We start from the raw sequence: 20,292 nt of genomic DNA, 5'->3' as shown, positions 1-20,292 counted from the left end.
GGGGCTTGTGGCGCGTTTACTTTACCTAGATTTAATTAGTCGAGTTTGAATTCCTGGGTGGGGATGTTCTTGGTGCCACCACCGGCCTCAACGTACTGGCGGTCGTTCATGCTGAGAATGGTGCACTTGCCGTCATTGAACAGAATGCGCGAAACGGCCACGTTCTTGATGAAACCGGCGTCGGCAGGCATTCCTAAGCTGTTGAGCCACAGCCAAATGATGGCACCGTGGGCAACGATGAACACGCGCTGCTGGTCATTTTGCTCGGCGGTGCGGCCGATTTGCTGGATAGCCGCGTTGAAGCGGGCGAGGCTCATTTTGCTGCTCTCGGCTGTGCCTTTGCCGCCGTGAATGTCGAGGATGCGAACCAAGTTGACCATCTGCAACATGTTGAGGGAGTCAACGTTAGCGACCCCAGCATCCGCGAGCATTTTGGCCAGGGCACCTTGGCGCTGGGTCTCCGGCTGACCATCGAACATGCCGAAGTTCTGTTCGCGCAGTCCAGGCAGCTTAGTGATTGGTAAGTCGATGTTGGCTGCACGGAGCGCAATCTCCGCCGTGTCGACCGCCCGCTGCAAGTCACTAGCATAAGCAGCGTCAAAAGTGATATGCTTAGCCGCAAAACCGCGGCCGAGCGCTTGGGCGTCCGCTGCGCCACGTTCAGTAAGGTTCGAGTTGACGATTCCCTGGACGACCCCGTTAGTGTTGTACTCAGTTTCGCCGTGTCTAGTTAACCAAAGTTCGAGCATAATATTACCTCCTGCCTGTGGGTTCTGCTACACAATCTAATCCTTAACTCCATCGTCGCACAGAACTGCTTGCGCCGCAATTAAAGCACGATTAACTTTCACTCACTACATTTTAGATGGGCGCATGTGCTATAGTTGCATTAGTTAAACTTTCTGAAAGAGGCCTGAAGCATGAGTGAAAACACTGCGCAACACCCGCAAACAACTAAATTATTTACGCGCGACACTATCCTGATCCTGTTCGGAGCCTTTAGTTACATGTCCGCTTCAATGCTGATCAACCCCTTGATCGTGGGTTTCACCCGTAGCATCGGGGCCAGTGCGCTGACTGCGGGGCTCATTGCGGCGATGATGAACCTCGTCTCGCTGGTCTGCCGGCCCTTTGCGGGTCAGCTCACCGACCGCATCTCCAAGTACAAGTTGGCTTTTGCCGGTGGCGTCCTGCTCTTCATTTCCGGAATCGGTTATGCGCTCGCGGTTGCACCGTGGATGGTTGTGATTTTCCGGATCACTAACGGGGTGGGCTTCGCGCTGTGCTCCGTCTGCATGGCCACCTGGCTGTCTGGCTTGCTCCCGCGCAACCGCGTCGGCACGGGGATGGGCTACTATGGCATGATGAACGCCTTGGGGATGGCCGTTGCGCCGGCACTAGGAATCTACGTGTACTCGCATTTCAGCTACCGGGCGGCTTTCCTCTGTGCAACGGTGTTCAGTGGCACCTTGGTCATCCTCGTCCAGTTCGTCGTGAACCGGGGCGAGCCCTTGGTCAAGAAGCCCGTGGCCAAGCAAAAGTTCCGCATCGTGCAACCAAAAGTGGTGCCCGTGGCAATCATCATTATGCTGCTATCGATTCCTTACTTTGCAACGCAATCCTACATTGTTGAGTACGTGGCGGCGCGGCACCTGCACGTCGCCGTGGGCAGTTTCTTCATCGTGTACGCAATCATCTTGCTACTGATGCGGATCGCCCTCAAGGATTATTTTGACCGGGTGGCTTTCAAGTGGTTCCTGCTTGCCGGAATTATCTGCGAGTTCGCGGGCATCATCGGCCTGACTTTCCTTTACAACAACTGGCTGCTGCTCCTCGCCGCGGCGGGCTTGGCCGGGGGCTACGGGCTGATGTATTCTGTCTGTCAATCGACCGCACTGCTGCTCGCACCGATGGCAGAGCAGGGGCTAGCGAACAGCACCTTCTACATCGGCATGGATACCGGCATGGTGCTGGGGCCGATCATCGGCGGGGTGCTCTTCGACTTTCTGCCTTATCGCCTGTTCTACCCGGCGATTCTGGTGATTCTACCAATCACCGCGCTGGTTTACCTTATCTACCGCAGGCAACTGGGCGCAGCCGCGGCCAACGCGTAAGCAAAATTAACTTAATATTCGCTGCTTAGCGTTACTGGCTTGGTCTGTAGAGGCTAAGTTAGTAGCGCTTTTTAATTGATTTCGTTCCGTACCCGGTCACCGCGGTGGCGCAGACGTTGCCACTTGCCGCTTAGCCGTAGCCAGAACAGGTAGCGCGCGTGGCTGCGGCGCATGTCGCGGTACCGCCGGGGATGCTTCTGATAGAACTGCTGGTGGTAGTTTTCCGCCGGCCAAAAGGTGCTGGCATCCATAATGGCGGTTACAATCGGCTTGCGATACTTGCCACTAGCCGCCAGCGCCTGCTTGCTGGCAATGGCCGCCGCGCGTTGGGTGGGACTGCTGGTGAAGATGACCGGCCGGTACTGCGGTCCGCGGTCCAGGAATTGGCCCTGATCATCCGTTGGGTCGCTGATCTGCCAGAAGAGGGTGAGCAGTTCCTCATAGCTAACGATGGTGGTGTCAAAAGTAATTGCGACCGCTTCAACGTGACCCGTGCTGCCCCCAGTCACTTGTTCGTAAGTGGGGTGCTCCACGTGCCCGCCGGTGTAGCCGGACACGACGCTGATGATTCCTGGGCGCTGCTCAAATGGTTCGACCATGCACCAGAAACAGCCGCCAGCAAAAATTGCCCGCTCTTCATTGGGGGCCAGCGGGGCGTTCGCCGCGGCGTAATCAAAGCGCGCCTCTCCGGCCGGGTCGCCGGTTTGCGCCATGTAAAAGTCAGCGACGTCCGCGGTCAGGTTATCGCGGAGGGCGAGGGGCCGCAGCACGCCGATCAGTTCGTCCAGCGCCGCTGCGACACTGCCACCCGTTTCGATTTTGGCCTTCGCGGTGAGCAATTGTTCCCGTTCCCACGTGCGGGTTGCCGGATTGAGCACGAGCGCGTAAAGCTGGTCCAAGGTGGTCATGGCCTGCCTCCATTTCTGTGGTTGTTAGTGGGTGCTTACTAAGTTAATTATAGCATCTCACTAACTGAAAGTAAGCATAGCGGCTTTGGTATGCACGCTGGTTCCCACAAACCACCGTCATATTTGCAGAAATCAGTAAAAGAATTTTGGGGTGACCGGTACTTACTACCCTGCCTTGATCACGGTCTAGACCGGAATAATGCTGATAAAATGCGGGCCTGCACTTAGATGTAATTACGACTATAGTTGACAGCTTTCAGCAAATGGTATAATTAAGAATCATTTAAGGACGAAGGAGTAAGCAAAATGCCACAAGATTACGGTGCAGAGTTGTACCAACGAACCAATCAATTTCTAAACAGCCGCTATCCTAAGGGCTGGGGTGGTGTCGCTGGGGTCCGCCTAGCCGACGGAACGATTCTAACCAGCATTTCCTTGGATTTTCCCAACGAAGCTTCTAGTGTCTGCATGGAGCTCGGCGCGATTCTTGAGGCGGCTAAGCGGAACGTGGCAGTGACGCACACCATCTGCCTCGTGCGGGAAGACGAGACCGCACCGGTGCACATACTGACACCATGCGGAATCTGCCAAGAGCGGCTTAGCCTTTGGGGCCCGGACGTGCAATGTGCCGTGACCGTCCCGGAACAACCTGACCAGTTGCGTTATGTACCCCTGGCAACACTTCAGCCGTATCACTGGCTCCGGGCATTTCCTGAAGTGTAGTCACTAGTCACCCTGCGAATGAATCAGGTGCGGCAGGTGCCAAGACGGCAGGCTTGTGCTATCTTTAAAGCATTAGGCGGTAATTTAGACTGTGAAGTAGTCGGTTTGGAGGCGCAAAATGTACAAAGCAGCATTAGTACTCGAAGGTGGGGCCATGCGCGGGCAGTATACTGCCGGTGTTCTGGACACCCTCATGCAAGACGGCGCGATGTTTGAGACTGTAATCGGGGTGTCGGCAGGTGCGCTCTGCGGGGTGAATTATGTTTCCCAGCAGATTGGACGGACTAACGACATCAACGTTAACTACCGGCATGACAGTCGGTACATTTCCGCCCGGCGCGCGCTGCGGCGGCAGGACATTATCAACCTCGATTACCTGTTCGCACACCACGGTTCTGGTTGGCAGGATTTTGATGAAGATACATATCGCAATTCACCAATGAACTTTGTGGTGGTGGCGACGGCGATTGAGTCGGGGCAGGCGGTTTACTTTGACCGGCCGGTTGGGCCCGAGATGAAGAATGTGCTCAAGGCGTCCTCATCAATGCCCTTCCTGTCAGCGCCCAAGCGGACCAGTCAGGGCCTGTGCCTAGACGGGGGTATCGCTGATTCGATTCCTTACGCTTACGCGCAACTGCTTGGTTATGACAAAATTGTGGTTGTGCGGACCCGCAACCGGGAGTACCGCAAGTCACCAACGTCACCACTGCTGCGGCGCGCATACGAGCACGCTTTTGCCGCGCACCCACAGTTCGTGGTGTCAGCGGTCGGGCGGCCGGAGATGTATAACCACCAGGCACAGCAGTTGCAGAAGCTGGAAAAGATGGGGCGGGTGTTCACCGTGGCTCCGGCAGATCCAGTCAACGTTGGCCGCATCGAGGGCAATACCGAGAAGCTGGCGGCACTGCATGACTTGGGCGTTCAGGACATGAAGCAGAACCTGCACGCGATGCGGATTTACTTGGAAAATTAGTTTGGATGGGCCTTCTCCAGTTGGAGGGGCCCATTTTTGTTGCTTAGCTCCCGGGGGGCTAGGACAAGGCCGCGGGGAGGGGCACCGCTGCTCCGTTACATATATGCTTTCGCGTGGGACAGCCCGGGGCCGGCTCACGCCTAGCTTCGCTGGGCTGCCGCCTAATTTTGGGGCCGCCTTCGCGTTGCTCAGTCGCGGTCCCAAAATCACCCCCAGTTGTTAAGCAGAAACCCACTGCTTAACAACTGTTTGGGCTTTACGCGGCATATATTCCGCTACGCAGCGGCGCCCCTCCCGGCTACATTGGCCTTCTCGTCAGTAGGTGGTGGATTAGGCCAGCCAACCAACTAGTGTGTTTACAGCACACTGTGAACTGAAACTATCGTCGACCATTCACACGGTCCGCTGTTGTACTCCCCTAGGAACGCCGGAGATTCAAATTGCTAGAGGTAAACTGAAGTAGTCAGAAAATAGGTATATTTAACTGCAGGGTCGCATAAACGTCCCGTTTAGGTAGGCGTAGGAACGGGTATGTAGGGCGGCGGGCGCCTTTTCCGGGAGCAAAACTGGCGGTAGTGACCATGCTGAAACGAATATTGAAGGTAATAGTCTTGCGGGCTTTGCAAGGCTACTGCCTTCAATATTCGGGGATAGCGTAGAGACCGCTAAGAAAGATTAAAGAAGTACTGCGAGTTTACCGGTGGTGTTGGGAAAACACGGCGGGCTCGGAGCTAAGGCGGAAGACTTGACCCGGGTTTGGTCAAGCCTGGAGCCGCGCCCCAGCATGCCTGTCTGTCACTACCGCCAGTGTAGCGGACGGAAAATGCGCCCTCCGCCCGGAAGAAGCTGCGTCCCTCCCGGCGAGTCAGTAGCCACCCTAAAAACACAAAAGGAGGCTTGACCCCATCACGGGACCAAGCCTCCTTTTGCACATTTAATCGTTCATTTAATCGCGGAGCTAATGCTTACAGGATGTGGATGCCAGCAGCCGCACACTTGTCGAGCATGTCCTGTGGCCAAACGCTGGCCTGGACTTCGCCGACGTGGGCCTTACCCAGCAGCAACATGCAGACGCGGGACTGACCGATCCCACCGCCGATGGTGAAGGGGAGGTCTTCGCTCATGATGGCCTTGTGGTATGGCAGCTGGAGCCGGTCTTCCTGGCCTGCTTCCTTGAGCTGTTCAGCCATCGCCTTGGCGTCGACCCGGATGCCCATGCTGGAGATTTCGAGGGCCTTCTGGAGTGGGGTGTACCAGAAGAGGATGTCACCGTTTAGCTTCCAGTCATCGTAGTCAGCGGCGCGGCCGTCGTGAATCTGGCCACTCTTCATTTTGCCACCAATCTGTTCAAGGAAGACACAACCGAGTTCCTTACAGATGGCGTCTTCACGCTCTTTTGGCGTGTAATCTGGCCAGCGGTCTTCGAGTTCTTGGGTGGTAACGAAGTGGATTTCGTCAGGCAAGTGGTAAACGGCCTTAGGGTACTTGTACCAAACTTCGTGTTCCATGTGTTTGAGGACTTTGAAGATCTGCTTAACGGTTGCTTCAAGAGTTTCCTTGGTGCGCTCGTCCTTGCTGATGACCTTTTCCCAATCCCACTGGTCAACGTAGATGGAGTGGATGTTGTCCAGTTCTTCGTCCTTACGAATGGCGTTCATGTTGGTATAGAGGCCGGTGTGCATTTTGAAGTCAAAATGCTTGAGGGCCCAGCGCTTCCACTTAGCGAGGGAGTGGACGATTTCAATGGTCTTGCCAGGCATTTCCTGCATGGTGAAGGAAACCGGCTGTTCGAAGCCGTTCAGGTTGTCGTTCAGGCCGGTGCCTTTTTCGAGCATCATTGGTGCGGAAACCCGGGACAGGGTCATCTGCTTGCCGAATTCATCTTGGAACGTTTCGCGAATGTAGCGAATTGCTTCTTGGGTTTCGCGAACGGAAAGCTTTGGGTCGTAATCTTCTGGAATTGTGAGTTGCATAAGTAAATCCTCCTGTGGTTGCACTTAGTTACGGACATCGAGGTATTCGGGACCGCCTGATTGCGGCGTTTAGCGGACAAAAAAAGTCTTCCGCCCCTTAATAAAAGGGACGAAAGACTTCGCGGTACCACCCAAATTGTTTATCGTAAATAAACCACCTCATAGAGTACTAACATACTCCGGCACTGATAACGTAGTGTGACGTCTAAGCCTACTCTGGCAGGGCCATTTGGGTTAGCAGCATAAGCAAGGGTTTTTCGAAATGGTCAGGGCCTGATTGAGTTTCCACTAGCCTCAATTCACTGTTAGGATGACCGTCCTACTCGTCTTGCTTCTCGCCTTTTTTTAATGTATGCCAGTATACTAGCATGCATTTCTTAGCTTGTGAACAGCAAATTGCAAAAAAATTGAATAGCATGCAGCTGCTCAGCCGCCTAAAAGGCGCCGCGAAGGCATTTTGACGGTCAAAACTTTTTTGTGCACAGCCATATTCAGTTTATTATCCAGAGGCTAAATTATAAAAGCTCTAATCTTGAGGCTACTGCTGGTAAATTTTGCGCAGGGCGGTGATGTCCGCCGGGGCCAAGCTCGTGTGGCCCTGATCTTCGGGGTACATCACGGAACTGCGGCTCGGGCTGTGGTCTAGCCCCAGCGCGTGGCCTAGTTCGTGCAGGGCGACTGATTCGCGGATCGCTTGCGGGTAGTAAACGTTCAGCTTGGCGTTCGCGTGGTTGACGGCGCCGCGGGCATACAGTGCGCTCGTGATGATTGTCGGCCCACCGATACCAAGTTCAATGGCATTATAGTCCGGGTTGCCCTCGTTTTTAGAATAAGTGCTGATGCTGATCTGATTGTCGCCGTCCTGGCCGCTGCCCGGGACCAGCTTGACGATGCCGGTGCGGTTGTAAGTCGCAATCGCGGCTGCAAACACTTTGTGGACTGAATTCGGGGTGCCCGCGGCGTAGTGGTAATAGTAAGTGTTCGCCAGTGAGACGTTTTGAATGATGCTTTCCTCAGGGGTGGCAGCGCTGCTGTCGCTGGTGCTTTGACTGCTGCCAATGCTAGCGCTAGTACTGGTGGTTCCGGATTCGGTGGCCGGGGTGATGTCCGTAAAGCGCGTAACCGCTGTGGTCAGCTCGGCCTGAAAATTCTGCCAGCGCGCGTTGAGGTTGCTGCGTACGGCGGGTGGGAGGTGCGCGCCGATGTAGTGCCGGCTCGTTCCGTTTAGCAGCAGCAACGCAATGACGACGAAAAGTACGGTGAGCAAATTGTTCAAGCGGCGCACGGGGCAGCCCTCCTTTCGGTAAGTCCAGAATTAAAATCATTATACCGCCCGCAGTCAGATGCATGTGTAACCGTAGTGCGACTTAATAAATCGCTAAGCAGCGCGCAGGCAAATAGTGAGCATGCAGGCTGTTTTCAAAATTGATTGCGGGTTACAATCAGTGTAAGCGATAACAATCTAATTATAATTTTGGAGGCACATTTATGAGTGAGATTCGTTTGGGAAGTATTGAAGCTGGGGGCACCAAGTTCGTGCTCGCCGTGACCGATGGTGATTACAATGTATTACTGCGCAAGCGGGTGCCGACGACCACCCCGGAGGACACATTAGCCGCTGCGATCGAATTCTTCATGGCCCACCCAGTTGCCGCGCTGGGCATCGGCTCCTTTGGTCCCATCGACATCATGCCGGATTCACCCACGTATGGGCACATTTTGAAGACGCCAAAACAGGGTTGGGCCGATACCGACGTACTGGATCCGCTGCGCGCCGCCCTCGACATCCCCATTGCCTTCACGACTGACGTCAACGCCTCTGCCTATGGCGAGTACAAGTTCGGTGCCGGTCGCGGTGTGAACTCGCTAGTTTACTTCACGATTGGGACTGGCATTGGCGGTGGGGCGATTCAAAATGGTCAGTTTATCGGTGGCGTTGCCCACAGTGAAATGGGGCACGCGCCGGTCATTGCGCATCCTGACGATGATTTTGCTGGCTTGTGCCCATTCCACGGCAACCGCTGCTTTGAAGGCATGGCGGCCGGGCCGACGATTGAGGCGCGGACCGGGATTCCGGGTGAAAAGCTGGACCGGAGCAATCCGGTCTTCGACTACATCAGCTACTATGCCGCCCAGATGGCCTACAGTGCCTACGTCAACCTTGCGCCGGCGCGCATCGTGTTCGGTGGCAGTGTGCTGAGTGACGCCGAGCTGCCCAAGATTCGCAAATACTTCGCCCAGCTGAACAACGGCTACGTTCAGCACCCAGCCTTGGATGAGCTGATCGTGCGCAGTCAGGTGCCGGATAACGGCTCCGCAACGGTCGGTGATGCCGCACTGGCCCAAAATCTCCTGGCTTAGTTCACCAGTGCACAACATGTTAAACTGAACTGGGAACATTATTTAATTTGAACGAAGGGGTATGAATACTATGTATAAAGCAAATGATGATCGTTATGGCCACTTGCCACTGCGCCACGCGGGTAATAGTGGTTTGGTGCTGCCGCCAGTTTCGCTGGGCTTGTGGCGCCACTACAGCGCCGCGGATCCATTCGCTGACCGCCGCAAGGTAATTTTGGCCGCTTTTGACCACGGCATGTATCACTTTGACGTTGCTGACCACTACGGGACGCCGTACTATGGCTCCAGTGAACAGTTGCTCGGGCAGATCCTCGCCAGCGACCTGAAACCGTACCGGGATGAAGTTGTTGTTTCGACCAAAATTGGTTACGAGATCCACGATGGTCCGTTTGGCAACGGGACTTCCCGCAAGTCGATCCTGCAGGGGATTGACGGTTCGCTGCAGCGGCTCCAGACAGATTACGTCGACGTGCTGTACGCTCACCGTTTTGATGACGAAACGCCACTTGCCGAAACTGTTCGCGCCTTGGATGACGTGGTCCGGGAGGGTAAGGCCTTATACATCGGGATCTCTAACTTTGAGACCGCGCAGGCCCAGGCGGCAATCAAGTTGTTCAAGCAGCTTGGCACGCCACTGGTTCTGAACCAGATGAGTTACAACATGTTCAACCGCTCCGTTGAAACCACCGGGCTGCTGGACACTCTGGATAAAGCCGGTGTGGGGCTGATTGCGTATGGCCCGCTGTCTGAAGGGCTGTTAAGTGACCGCTACCTGCACGGCATTCCTGCTGATTTTGAGATTCACCGCACCAACACCGGTACGCTCGCACAGGGGCGGGACGTGGTCGTGGCCAAGCTCAACGCGTTGAACGCGATTGCTGCCAAGCGTGGCCAGACGCTATCCCAGATGGCACTCGCCTGGCTGCTGCGGAAGCCGGTTGTTACCAGTGTGATCATTGGTACGACGAGTGTGCAGCACCTGGAGGATAACCTCAAGGCCACTGATAACCTGCAGTTCGCGGACGACGAGCTGGCCGAAATCGATGCAATTTTGAAGAAGTAACCGATCTTTCTGTGACCCCCAGCTGTTTAAGCAACTGGGGGTTATTTTTTCTGGTCTTCACGGCCGTAACGAGCGGCAGGACGCACGGCTGCGGGTGTGAATCCAGTAAAATTAGTTGGCTCAGTGGCAGTCACTACTCCGTTCAGGAGTTGGTGGCTGCCACTACTTTCGTTTGGATTAATATACTCTAAGGATTCTGATGCAGATTCGCGATTAATCTGTGACACTCCCGGTTACACGCTGTGACAATAATGGGACTGGATAGACAGTCCACATTGATTATGGTACAAAAGAATCATTGTACTTTGAACAGTCGCAACTAATCGCATTTTACGTCACACTGCGGCAGTTACTGACCGTTCATATTCGTCTGAAATCAATGGGTAATTATGTACCCGCAGCTTAGGAGTGAATAATTGTGGCAGAAAAAGAGGGGGGCAGCGTCAAGCGCGAGCTAAAGACGCGGCACCTGTCGATGATCACGCTCGGGGGCAGTATCGGGACCGGGCTATTCGTGGCTAGCGGTTCGGCCATCTCAACCGCGGGACCAGGTGGGGCCATCCTCGCGTACGCAGGAATCGGCATCATGGTTTATTTCCTGATGACCAGTCTGGGGGAGATGGCGACCTTCATGCCGGTTTCCGGTTCGTTTGCGGAGTACGCCAGCCGCTTTGTGGACCCGGCGGCGGGTTTTGCACTGGGCTGGAATTATTGGCTCAACTGGGCCATCACCCTCGCAGTGGACGTCTCGACTACGGCCATCGTGATGCACTTTTGGTTACCGAATGTCCCCGGGTGGATTTTCAGCCTGGGTTTTCTCGCGCTGATTTTCCTGATCAACATCACCTCGGTCAAGGCCTTTGGGGAGACCGAGTACTGGCTCTCAATGGTCAAGGTGCTGACGGTGATTGTGTTCCTGATCGTGGGTGTTCTGACAATCGTGGGTGTTCTCGGTGGCGGACCGGCAATCGGCCTGCGGAATTACCAGATTGGTGATGCGCCGTTCCACAACGGCTTGCCGGCAACCTTGTCTGTATTCGTTGTCGCCGGTTTTTCTTTCCAAGGTACGGAACTGATCGGGATTACGGCCGGTGAGTCGGCGACCCCAGAAAAGAGTATTCCTAAGGCCATCAAGGAAGTATTTTGGCGAATCCTCTTGTTCTACATCCTGGCAATCGCGGTCATTGCGGCGATCATTCCGTACATGAGCCCCAACTTGTTGGGTGCCAGTGCCAGTGACGTGGCGATTTCGCCCTTCACGTTGGTCTTCAGACGCATCGGTCTTGCGGGGGCGGCTAGCCTGATGAACGCGGTGATTCTGACCTCAGTCATTTCCTCGGCCAACTCGGGAATGTATGCTTCAACGCGCATGTTGTGGGCGATGGGGGGGACAGGTTTTGCTCCGCGCATCTTCAGCAAAACCAGTGACCGCGGGATTCCGCTGCCGGCGCTTCTACTCACGAGCTTCGTGGGTGCGCTGACCTTCTTGACGAGCATCTTGGGACCGCACGTTTACGAACTACTCGTGACGGCTTCCGGCCTGACCGGGTTCATCGCCTGGCTCGGTATCGCGGTGTCGCACTACCGCTTCCGGCGGGCGTTTATTGCGCAGGGCCACCACGTGAAGGAATTGGTGTATCACGCCAAATGGTTCCCGTTCGGACCCTTGCTCGCAATCGTCATGGGCGTCATCGTGATTTTGGGCCAGGGCTTCGCGTCCGTCGCCCACTTCTCCTGGGAGCGGCTGCTCATTTCCTACGCTTCGATTCCGCTGTTCGTCGGGCTGTATCTCTATTACAAAATTAAGCACAAGACGCACCTAATCAAACTGCAGGATGTTGACTTGAGTAAGCACCGCGAATAAGATTTTGGCAAAATAATGCGCCGTCACGACTGAACTTCATCGTGGCGGCGCATTTTCGATTGTAGTTTATTTTTGGAGTGCTGCGACGAAACGGCCGGCGATTTCTAGCGGCCGGGTGATAGCCCCACCGACAACGATGCCGGCAACACCGAGGCTCTGAACCTCCTTGGCCTGCTCGGGCGTGTGGATGCGGCCCTCAGCAAGCACATCGACGCCGGCATCCTGCAACTGCCGCATCAGTGCTAAGTCGGGGCCGGCCTGCTGCACACTCTCGTCAGTGTAGCCGCTGAGCGTGGTGCCGACAAAATCGATTCCGGCCTGCCAGGCGTTCATGCCTTCCTCAAAATTGGAAATGTCGGCCATGAATAACTGGTCGGGGTACTTGGCTTTGACTTGGGCGATGAACTCATTCACCGTCTGGCCGTCGTGGCGGGGGCGCAGGGTGCAATCAAGGGCGATGACCGCAACCTTGCATTCCGCCAGCTCGTCAACTTCTCGCATCGTGGCCGTTATGTAGGGCAACTCTGGTTTGTAATCACGTTTGATGATGCCAATGATCGGTAAGTCGACCGCGGCCTGGATTTCCTTGATGTCGCGCACCGAGTTGGCCCGAATTCCGCGTGCGCCGGCTTGCGCTGCGGCTTTTGCAAATAGGGGCATGACGCCACCAGCTTCGGTATACATTGGTTCCCCCGGTAAGGCCTGGCACGATACAATGAGGCCGCCCTTGATCTGGTGCTTGAACTGCTCTTTATCCATTCTAAATTCCTCCACCCGTTGGTTTGCACTTTTGCTAGTCCTCATTGACTGTAGCATGCACGGCGGAAATTGTAAACGGTTACGCAAGAACGCCATTAGCTCAACAATTATCAATATCGTTACCGGTAGGGCCCCGTAATCTGTAGTAAAATTAGGCATAGATAAATGAAACTGCGCGGCTGGTTGTGAGTTAACGCACGAATGGGGGAAGCAAGAATGTTATTTAGCTTTGAAATCAAAGTGACCAAGGATTCAACCGTCAAGCGGGTGCTGGACCGCTATGGTGTCAGTCACCGCCTGTTCATGCGCCTGCGTGACGCCAAAATGATCATGCTGGATGGTGAAACGGTGGCCAATGTTCCCGTCCACGCGGGTCAGCGGGTCAGCTTTGTGCTCCCAGCTGCAGAGCAGGACGCGGTGGTACCAAGCGCGGCACCGCTAGCAGTCGTTGTGGATAATCCCAACTGGCTCATTGTGGACAAGCCAGCCGGGCTGAGCAGTGTGCCCGGGCCGAGCAGCCCTGATGATAGCGTCTTGAACCGTGCGGCTAATTACTTGCTGGCGACGGGCATCACTGCGCCCCAGCCAGCAATCATCACGCGTCTGGATCGGGACACGACCGGTCTGATGTTGATTGCCAAGCACCCATTCGCGCAGGGACGTTTGGACCGCCTCGGCGTCAGCAAGGTAGTCACCAAGCGCTATTACGCGCTAGCGGGGGGGCAGATGCCCGAGCTGAGTGGGGTTATTAGTGCGCCCTTAGCACCGGCTGCGGACGGGATTCGCCAGGCCGTTACTCTTGAAGGAAAGAAGGCTCGCACCGATTATCGGGTCCTGCAGCGCGGCCAAAACTGCACCTTGCTGGAGTGCACTTTGCGCACCGGCCGGACGCACCAGATTCGCGTCCATATGGCTAGCTGCGGGCACCCACTCGTTGGGGATGAACTCTATGGCGGCGATACCAGCGTTTTGCACGAGCAGGCGTTAGTCGCAGCCAAACTCAGCTTTGTGGATCCCTTTAGTGGTCACAAGCTGGCGGCGGAATTGCCAGTACCGGAAGCAATGAAGCAATTGGTGGGGGAAGAGAAAGTCTAGGGTACGGTGACGAGTTTCTAGCTTGAGCTACACGGGGCAAAGATTCTAGCCTACGGTGCTGAGTCGAGCTACGCGGGGCAGAAGCTGAGCGCCCCGCTCCGCTCTGTGATTTTGCGCTCTGTGTACAAAAAAAGCCGCCCCGAGAGGCGGTTTCCGGTACGATTCGGGTACCAACCTGCAAATGTGCCGGCGTACCGCGATTCGTTTCTACTTAACTTCTGTGAAAACCACGCGCTTGCGCAGCTTTGGCGAATACTTCTTCAAAGAAAGCTTATCAGGAGTATTGCGCTTGTTCTTGGAAGTCAGGTAGATACGTTCGCCAGTTTCGGCGCATGCAAGCAAAATATTGTTACGCATCTAATTCACCCCACTTTCTCTTTCTAGTAACTAACTAAGTTTACAATATGCCGCTGGAAAGTCAAGATGAACGCGACTAATTTGCACGGGCTGTTGTGACAAATTGCAATGAGTGCGTTTGCAGTACTTTTCTGCTATGCTAGCGGTTAGGTTCCATTAGGAGGAAGTCATCATTGCTAAAGAAAGAACTAGTGATTGTTCGGCCAATTGAACTGACGGATGCAGCAGCTTATCTGCATTACACGCAGCAACCTGAGGTATATGTTCCCGCGGCGGTCATTCCGCCCCTGAATGTCGCGGCGGCGCGGACCCGTTTGCAGGAATTCGTTGGCGGCGACCAGATGTATGCAATCGTACTTCCAGAAAGTGGCCAGATGATCGGTGACGTGGGCATCTATTACCGAATCGCTGAAGATGGCGGAGATGACCCACAGCATCGGGAGCTCGGCTATGAACTCGATCCGCAGTTCTGGGGTCACGGTTACGCAACGGCGGCCTTGGCGCGGATACTAAGCCTGGCTTTTGAAAAGCAGGGGGTTGCCCGAATCAAGGCGGATGTTTACGTGGATAACGTGGTTTCGTTGCACTTACTGCAAAAATTTGGCTTTAGGGAAGCAACTCGTGGTGTCCACCTGCCACCAGCGTTGCAACAGCACCAGACCGCACTTAGCGAACAGTTTTTAGACCGAACTGATTGGCTTAAGCAGCATTAATCGCAAGTTTTCAGTAAAAAAGGCCCCGTAATTGTGACGTTTTAAGACTAAGTTAATGTTATACTTTGTTTAACAAAGATTCTGGAGGTCAACGCATTGGTATCAGAGACGGAATATACGCAGCTATACGCCAAACGCATGGCGCTAATTGAAGCCGATCCACAGTACACCGTGCTTGCCAGCATGAACAAGCCGATGGCGGACGGTGCGACTAAAGTCACGCAGTACATCGTGTACACCGACTTTAAGAACGAGGGGCAAAAGGAACGGACAAGTTCGATTTTTGTCTACACACCGTATGCCAACGTCGACAAGTACGGCCATTCGAAAGCTGACTTCCAGGCCCAGCTGCTCTTTGAGCTGAACCAGTGGAACGATGTCATCCACATTACCGTGCTGGAGACTCTTGGCAGTGAGAGCCGCCTAGCATTCTTTGATTACCAGAATCTTGGTCTTGCGCAGTTAGCGTTGCGCTCCTTGCTCAACTTGGCTAACAAGTTGGGTGTCGGGACAATTGATGGTAACATCAGCTCCTTCGATAAGGAGAAGTTCGCCAAGATCGTGCACATCTTCGAGAAGTTCACCTTCAAGGTCACAATTATGGATGCGGAGCACGGCATCGGCAAAATTAGTAAAACACTGCAATCTTAATGTTTTGATTGCATAAGTTGGTCTCACCCCGTGAGAGGCTTTTTTATTTTACAATAAACAAAAAGCCGCTGCGGCCGGGTTTTTCCCGACCAGAGCGGTTTTTTGTTAAATCCGGATGGCATCATAGGTCTCCGGCAAGCCGAGCTTGCGGAAGGTGATGCCCTTAATCGTGAGGTAAAGCTGGTAGAAGTCACTCGCGGTTGCGTCGTTATACCATGTAACCAGTGTCTGGCCATCTTTGACTTGTTCTGCGACCTGCGGAATGTCATCCACACAGGTCAGAATTAAGTCGGCCGAAGTTAGCGGTTCGTCTGGGTGCATGACACGGGCGAAACTCATGCACTGCAGGAAGGTTGTTACGTGGTGGACGTTCAGGTTGACTTCATCAAGCATGATCTTGCAGTTGACAGTTTGACTCGGCGTGAACATTTTGGCTTGTGGACCGAGCAGGTAGCAATAAATCATGGTCATGTCGATTGCATTGTCCTTGAAGACAGCATACTCTGCTGTGTCTGGCAGCTGTTCATGGAACTGGATGAGCCACAGGTAGATGTTGCTGTGGGGGTAGGTGACGCGGTTCTCATCGGTAAAGTCAATGATCTGCGGAAAACCGCCATCGAAGAGGTAAAAGCCCGCCGCAACGCGGATCATGTTGGTGACCAGCAAGCTATTGTCGCTCATTGCGAGCTGGGCGTCCTTGCGCCAGAACTGTTCCAGGTAATCCGTCAAGCGGTCGATGTAGTGGTGGACAACGTTATCGTGGTTCATTACGTTGGCGTAAGTCTCCAACCAGTTGTTTTGCACCCGCGTGAACAGGTAATGGTTGTGCTGGTAGAAGCGGAAGAACTGTGATTCTGCTTGCCGCTGCATTGGGGTTAACTTCGGGAACATCTTTTGACTGTAGACGTTGGTGTTCATGGCCGGCGCAGCCCCGTACAGTTCGTCGTATCGAGCCCATGGTTCCAGGACGTGACCGCGTACGATCCGCAGCCGGCAGATACCCCAGAACAACATTTCCTGCAGCCCGACGAGGGGACTGCGGGGGTCATCGGCAAGGTTACGGTAAGCCGAATTGAGTTGTTGCGGCTGAATTGCCGCAATCGGCCAGCGAACACCGTGGAAGCCGAGCCAGTAGAAAGCAAAGAGAAAGTAACGAATTTTGCGTTCATCACCGACAAAACCAGGTTTGGTGAATGAAATTTGAATTCCATACTTTGCTAACATTTGCCGCAGGGGAACAGTTTTCCGGGTCAAAGTGGACCGGGAGATGAAGCGGTCTTGGCAGAACTTATCGACGCTAAGGCTGGTTGCCTGCACTAGGTAGTCAACGAACTGAAACTGCACGGATTGCTCAAGTAGAAACAAGCGGTAATCGTCAACTGAGGACGGGAAGCTATCGTGAGACATGACGCGCTTCTTGCTCAGCCGCGTGTTCTTACCGGTCAACTGTTCGATATCCGTCAACATTTCGCGGAAAATGTTGTACGCCTGCTGGTAGGAGACGTGCATCTTGACACTCAAGTCGTTGATGGTGAAGCCATAGTTATCAATCGTCTTGAGCACGCGGTACATCTCAAACTTTTGTAGGTCCGCGTTATCAAGAAATGTTTTCTCGAAAAGCATTAACTTTACCCCCAAAACCTGTGACGAGCATCTCAAGCTAGTATACCAAAAGACGGCCCCTGCGGAAGCGATATTGACGAAAAAATATCGTATCCGCAAGGGCCGTCTGTCTTAATTTTGCTTGGTTAATTATGCGTTTTGCGCACTTATGCGCGAATTTCTGCAATCTTGGTGTCAACCATGCCTAATACCTCGGCCCGGGCAGCCGCGTCATCAACGAAGTTCAGGCAGTCGCCATCAATTTGCATTTTGGGACTAGCATTGTAGTTAGCGTACCAGTCTTCATAGCGATTGTTGAGCTGTTTGTAGTAATCGTAGAGGTCGGGGTTGGTTGATACTTGTTCGTAAGGCCGACCGCGCTTTTGGATGCGTTCCAGCATTGTATCGAAGGAAACCCGGATGTGGATGAGCAGGTCAGGAGCTTTCTGGTGGCTTTCAAAGGGGAGCTCTTGCATCATGTTGGCCAGCAGGTCGTTGTATACGTTAACCTCAGTCGTTGTTGCGCGGCCCATGTCGGCGTTCAGCTTAAACAAGAGGGGGTCTTCGAAAATCGAACGGTCGAGCACGTTGTTGTCATTGTCAAACGCTGCCTTGATTTCGTCGAAGCGCTTATTCAAAAAGTAGATTTGAAGAAGAAAGGCGTATTTCTTCGGATTCTGGTAGAAAAGTGGTAAGACCTTGTTGTCATCGACAGACTCGTAAAACGCCTTGGTACCCAAGTGTTCAGCAATCATCTGCGTGAGACTGGTCTTACCGGCCCCGATAGTTCCTGCTAGTACAATCATGTTGTGTGCTCCTCTTAATTTCTTATCGACAAAAGTTCCTTATCCAGTCTACTGGTGGTATGGCTAAAAATCAACAGTACAGCATTTGGCCGTCCTGCAAAATTTTGCTTTATTTACATAGTATGAATCCGGCTTGAAATTAATTGGGGGATGCGGTATTTTATAGGCAACAACAAACACGTCTAAAGCGCCTATTTGCAATTCAGAGAGCCGGAGTAGTGGTGTGAGCCGGCATTGCAGCATTCCAGCGTTAAAGTGGGCGGCGATGAGCCGCACGGCACTGACCGTTACCCAGCTTGAGAGCACCAGTAATGGTGAATTTGGGTGGTACCGCGGAAAGCAAGCCTTTCGTCCCATGTGGATGAAGGGCTTTTTGTGTGCATTCAGATACATGCAGATAGGTAGACAAACAATTAGGAGGAATTATTATGTTGGATTTGAAACTGATTCGTCAGCGCCCAGATTGGGCAAAAGATAAGTTGAGCCGTCGCGGCATTAAGGCTGAGGAAATCGATGAACTGCTTGCACTGGACAAACAGCGCCGGGACAACATCGTCAAGACTGAAGATTTGAAGGCTAAGCGTAACGAGGTTTCTGCCGCTATTGCCAAGATGAAGCGGAACAAGGAAGACGCTAGTGCTGAGATCACCGCAATGCGCGAGGTCGGCCAGGAAATCAGCAAGCTGGACAAGGTAGTTGCGGAGCTCGAGGAGAAGGTCAACTACATCCTTGTGCGTCTGCCTAACTTCCCTGATGACTCAGCTCCAGCTTCCCTAGATGAGAATGATGCCCGTGAAGAGCGTAAGTGGGGGCAGATCCGCGACTTCGGTTTCACTCCTAAGGCCCACTGGGATGTCGGCGAGGACCTGGGCATCCTGGATTTTGAAAATGCGGCTAAGGTTTCCGGCAGTCGTTTCGTCTATTACCGTGGTTCCGGTGCGCGTTTGGAACGGGCCGTATACAACTTCTTCCTGGACCAGCACTATGCTGAAGGCTACACAGAAGTTCTGCCGCCTTACCTAGTTAATGATGAATCCATGTTTGGCACGGGCCAGTTCCCTAAGTTTGTTGGCGACAGTTATACCGTCACTAATGAAGGAATTGACTTGACCTTGATTCCAACCGCCGAAGTGCCACTGGTCAACTACTACCGTGATTCCATTGTTGACGCGGACAAACTGCCGATCAATGTGACTGCCCTTTCACCAGCTTTCCGTTCTGAAGCTGGTAGTGCCGGCCGCGACACTCGAGGTCTCATCCGGATGCACCAGTTCAATAAGGTCGAGATGGTCAAAGTGACCAAGCCTGAAGATTCATGGCAGGAACTGGAGAAGTTGACGCACGATGCAGAAAATCTGCTGCAAAAGCTCAACCTCCCATACCATGTCATCACACTTGCAACGGGGGATGCTAGTTTCACTTCCGCGAAGACCTATGACCTTGAAGTCTGGATCCCAGCACAGAACACCTACCGCGAAATTTCTAGTTGCAGTAACTGCACGGACTTCCAAGCGCGGCGGGCGCACATTCGTTACCGGGACGCTGACGGTAAGCTGCAGTTCGTCCACACCCTCAACGGTTCTGGGCTCGCAGTCGGCCGGACCGTGGCTGCCATTTTGGAAAACTATCAGAATGAAGACGGCACTGTGACAATTCCCGATGTTCTTGTTCCATACATGGGTGGCCAGAAAGTGATCACCAAGGAAAACTAATTCTACTTTCTCTGAGGGAGCAGCAAATGCTGCTCCCTTTTTGTGTCCGCCGCGTTCAATGGTATGGCGGACCGGCCGATTGAACGTGTAGATTTTGCTGGCAGTCGATAGTTCCGAATTGTTGCACGCTACTGGAGGACTTATGGGTTTTAGCTTTGCACATTCTGCAGCTATAAGTGATAGGATTATAGTTGTTCCCAAAAGTTGCGTAGTAGTTAAAGATTTTTGCCTCTAATTTACTGGTTTCGCGGGGGCGGAGCTTTTCAAGGCTGATGCGCACTGTTTACCAATAAAGTGTATATTTGCCGGAGCATCTGGACCTGAGTTGTGACAAAATTGTTCGTCATTTGCAAAAACGTGCTTGACGGTCGCAAAATGTGCTGGTAATATACTCTGTGTTGTCACGTGAGTAACGCGGCAGGGCAGTGCGTTCAGCGGATTGCCCAAATGATAATTTAAAGGCGTTGCCAATAATAATTTCAAGTTTTTATTGACACACTTAGCAACAAATGATATTATATCAAAGTTGCTTTTGATAGTTCTTTGAAAACTGAACAAAGTTTCGTATAAATGTAGGTTCTTCAGCATTTTGCTGAAGGAAGAATTAAAACATTAAAC

The 20,292-nt window shown here is 53.4% G+C and carries 18 protein-coding genes and 1 other annotated feature; of the genes, 10 read left to right on the top strand and 8 right to left on the bottom strand.

What is annotated here, in order from left to right; translation table 11 throughout:
- Nucleotides 1-35: 35 nt before the first annotated feature.
- The gene (locus GN107_RS05885) at nt 36-749 is read right to left on the bottom strand and encodes a histidine phosphatase family protein (RefSeq protein ID WP_155287141.1); all 714 of its coding nucleotides are present in this window, start codon (nt 747-749) and stop codon (nt 36-38) included.
- Between the two features lie 171 nt (nt 750-920).
- Between GN107_RS05885 and GN107_RS05880 the strand changes: the two genes are divergently transcribed.
- The gene (locus tag GN107_RS05880; protein WP_155287142.1) at nt 921-2,114 is read left to right on the top strand and encodes an MFS transporter; all 1,194 of its coding nucleotides are present in this window, start codon (nt 921-923) and stop codon (nt 2,112-2,114) included.
- 71 nt (nt 2,115-2,185) lie between these two features.
- On the opposite strand, the gene msrA is transcribed toward GN107_RS05880, so the two are convergent.
- Nucleotides 2,186-3,022, bottom strand: a complete 837-nt coding sequence (msrA, locus tag GN107_RS05875; protein ID WP_155287143.1) for a peptide-methionine (S)-S-oxide reductase MsrA — start codon at nt 3,020-3,022, stop codon at nt 2,186-2,188.
- 306 nt (nt 3,023-3,328) lie between these two features.
- Here msrA and GN107_RS05870 point away from each other — a divergent pair, with 306 nt between their 5' ends.
- Both GN107_RS05870 and GN107_RS05865 read left to right on the top strand, forming a co-directional pair.
- Nucleotides 3,329-3,745: a cytidine deaminase gene (locus GN107_RS05870; RefSeq protein WP_155287144.1), complete on the top strand. Its 417-nt coding sequence runs from the start codon at nt 3,329-3,331 to the stop codon at nt 3,743-3,745.
- A 118-nt stretch (nt 3,746-3,863) separates the two neighbouring features.
- Complete coding sequence (locus tag GN107_RS05865) at nt 3,864-4,718, top strand: patatin-like phospholipase family protein (protein ID WP_155287145.1); 855 nt, start codon at nt 3,864-3,866, stop codon at nt 4,716-4,718.
- Nucleotides 4,719-5,683: 965 nt separating this feature from the next.
- Here the strand turns inward: GN107_RS05865 and asnA are convergent.
- Together asnA and GN107_RS05855 are read right to left on the bottom strand one after the other, a co-directional pair.
- Nucleotides 5,684-6,691, bottom strand: a complete 1,008-nt coding sequence (asnA, locus tag GN107_RS05860; protein ID WP_155287146.1) for an aspartate--ammonia ligase — start codon at nt 6,689-6,691, stop codon at nt 5,684-5,686.
- A gap of 102 nt (nt 6,692-6,793) precedes the next feature.
- Nucleotides 6,794-7,036 (bottom strand) — a binding site (T-box leader).
- A 193-nt stretch (nt 7,037-7,229) separates the two neighbouring features.
- Complete coding sequence (locus GN107_RS05855) at nt 7,230-7,976, bottom strand: matrixin family metalloprotease (RefSeq protein WP_230678577.1); 747 nt, start codon at nt 7,974-7,976, stop codon at nt 7,230-7,232.
- Nucleotides 7,977-8,179: 203 nt separating this feature from the next.
- Here GN107_RS05855 and GN107_RS05850 point away from each other — a divergent pair, with 203 nt between their 5' ends.
- The 3 genes from GN107_RS05850 (at nt 8,180) to GN107_RS05840 (ending at nt 11,979) form a co-directional block, all read left to right on the top strand.
- The gene (locus GN107_RS05850; RefSeq protein WP_155287147.1) at nt 8,180-9,052 is read left to right on the top strand and encodes an ROK family protein; all 873 of its coding nucleotides are present in this window, start codon (nt 8,180-8,182) and stop codon (nt 9,050-9,052) included.
- Between the two features lie 70 nt (nt 9,053-9,122).
- Nucleotides 9,123-10,115, top strand: coding sequence for an aldo/keto reductase (locus GN107_RS05845; protein ID WP_155287148.1), 993 nt, complete (start codon nt 9,123-9,125; stop codon nt 10,113-10,115).
- A gap of 418 nt (nt 10,116-10,533) precedes the next feature.
- Nucleotides 10,534-11,979 carry an amino acid permease gene (locus GN107_RS05840; RefSeq protein WP_155287149.1) on the top strand — a complete coding sequence of 482 codons (1,446 nt, stop codon included), beginning with the start codon at nt 10,534-10,536 and terminating at the stop codon, nt 11,977-11,979.
- 66 nt (nt 11,980-12,045) lie between these two features.
- Here GN107_RS05840 and GN107_RS05835 read toward each other — a convergent pair whose 3' ends face one another.
- Entirely contained in the window at nt 12,046-12,738 is a 693-nt protein-coding gene (locus GN107_RS05835) for an N-acetylmannosamine-6-phosphate 2-epimerase (RefSeq protein ID WP_155287150.1), read from the bottom strand.
- A 216-nt stretch (nt 12,739-12,954) separates the two neighbouring features.
- On the opposite strand from GN107_RS05835, the gene GN107_RS05830 reads away from it, so the two are divergent.
- Entirely contained in the window at nt 12,955-13,833 is an 879-nt protein-coding gene (locus GN107_RS05830; protein ID WP_155287151.1) for an RluA family pseudouridine synthase, read from the top strand.
- Nucleotides 13,834-14,040: 207 nt separating this feature from the next.
- On the opposite strand, the gene rpmG is transcribed toward GN107_RS05830, so the two are convergent.
- Nucleotides 14,041-14,190 (bottom strand): 50S ribosomal protein L33, encoded by a 150-nt coding sequence (gene rpmG, locus GN107_RS05825; RefSeq protein ID WP_155287152.1) that lies wholly within the window; start codon nt 14,188-14,190, stop codon nt 14,041-14,043.
- Between the two features lie 173 nt (nt 14,191-14,363).
- Between rpmG and GN107_RS05820 the strand changes: the two genes are divergently transcribed.
- The gene (locus GN107_RS05820; RefSeq protein WP_196246284.1) at nt 14,364-14,903 is read left to right on the top strand and encodes a GNAT family N-acetyltransferase; all 540 of its coding nucleotides are present in this window, start codon (nt 14,364-14,366) and stop codon (nt 14,901-14,903) included.
- Nucleotides 14,904-14,999: 96 nt separating this feature from the next.
- Nucleotides 15,000-15,554, top strand: a complete 555-nt coding sequence (locus GN107_RS05815) for a hypothetical protein (protein ID WP_155287154.1) — start codon at nt 15,000-15,002, stop codon at nt 15,552-15,554.
- A gap of 105 nt (nt 15,555-15,659) precedes the next feature.
- Here the strand turns inward: GN107_RS05815 and GN107_RS05810 are convergent, their stop codons facing one another.
- Nucleotides 15,660-17,177, bottom strand: coding sequence for a helix-turn-helix domain-containing protein (locus GN107_RS05810; RefSeq protein ID WP_155287155.1), 1,518 nt, complete (start codon nt 17,175-17,177; stop codon nt 15,660-15,662).
- Between the two features lie 146 nt (nt 17,178-17,323).
- Nucleotides 17,324-17,962, bottom strand: coding sequence for a deoxynucleoside kinase (locus tag GN107_RS05805; protein WP_155287156.1), 639 nt, complete (start codon nt 17,960-17,962; stop codon nt 17,324-17,326).
- Nucleotides 17,963-18,390: 428 nt separating this feature from the next.
- On the opposite strand from GN107_RS05805, the gene serS reads away from it, so the two are divergent.
- The gene (serS, locus tag GN107_RS05800; protein ID WP_155287157.1) at nt 18,391-19,674 is read left to right on the top strand and encodes a serine--tRNA ligase; all 1,284 of its coding nucleotides are present in this window, start codon (nt 18,391-18,393) and stop codon (nt 19,672-19,674) included.
- Nucleotides 19,675-20,292 lie beyond the last annotated feature (618 nt).

The sequence above is a fragment of the Lacticaseibacillus zhaodongensis genome (assembly GCF_009687905.1).
GTDB classification, from domain to species: Bacteria; Bacillota; Bacilli; order Lactobacillales; family Lactobacillaceae; genus Lacticaseibacillus; species Lacticaseibacillus zhaodongensis.
Note: the sequence above shows the minus strand (reverse complement) of the source record. Positions and strands in the feature narration are given on the sequence as shown.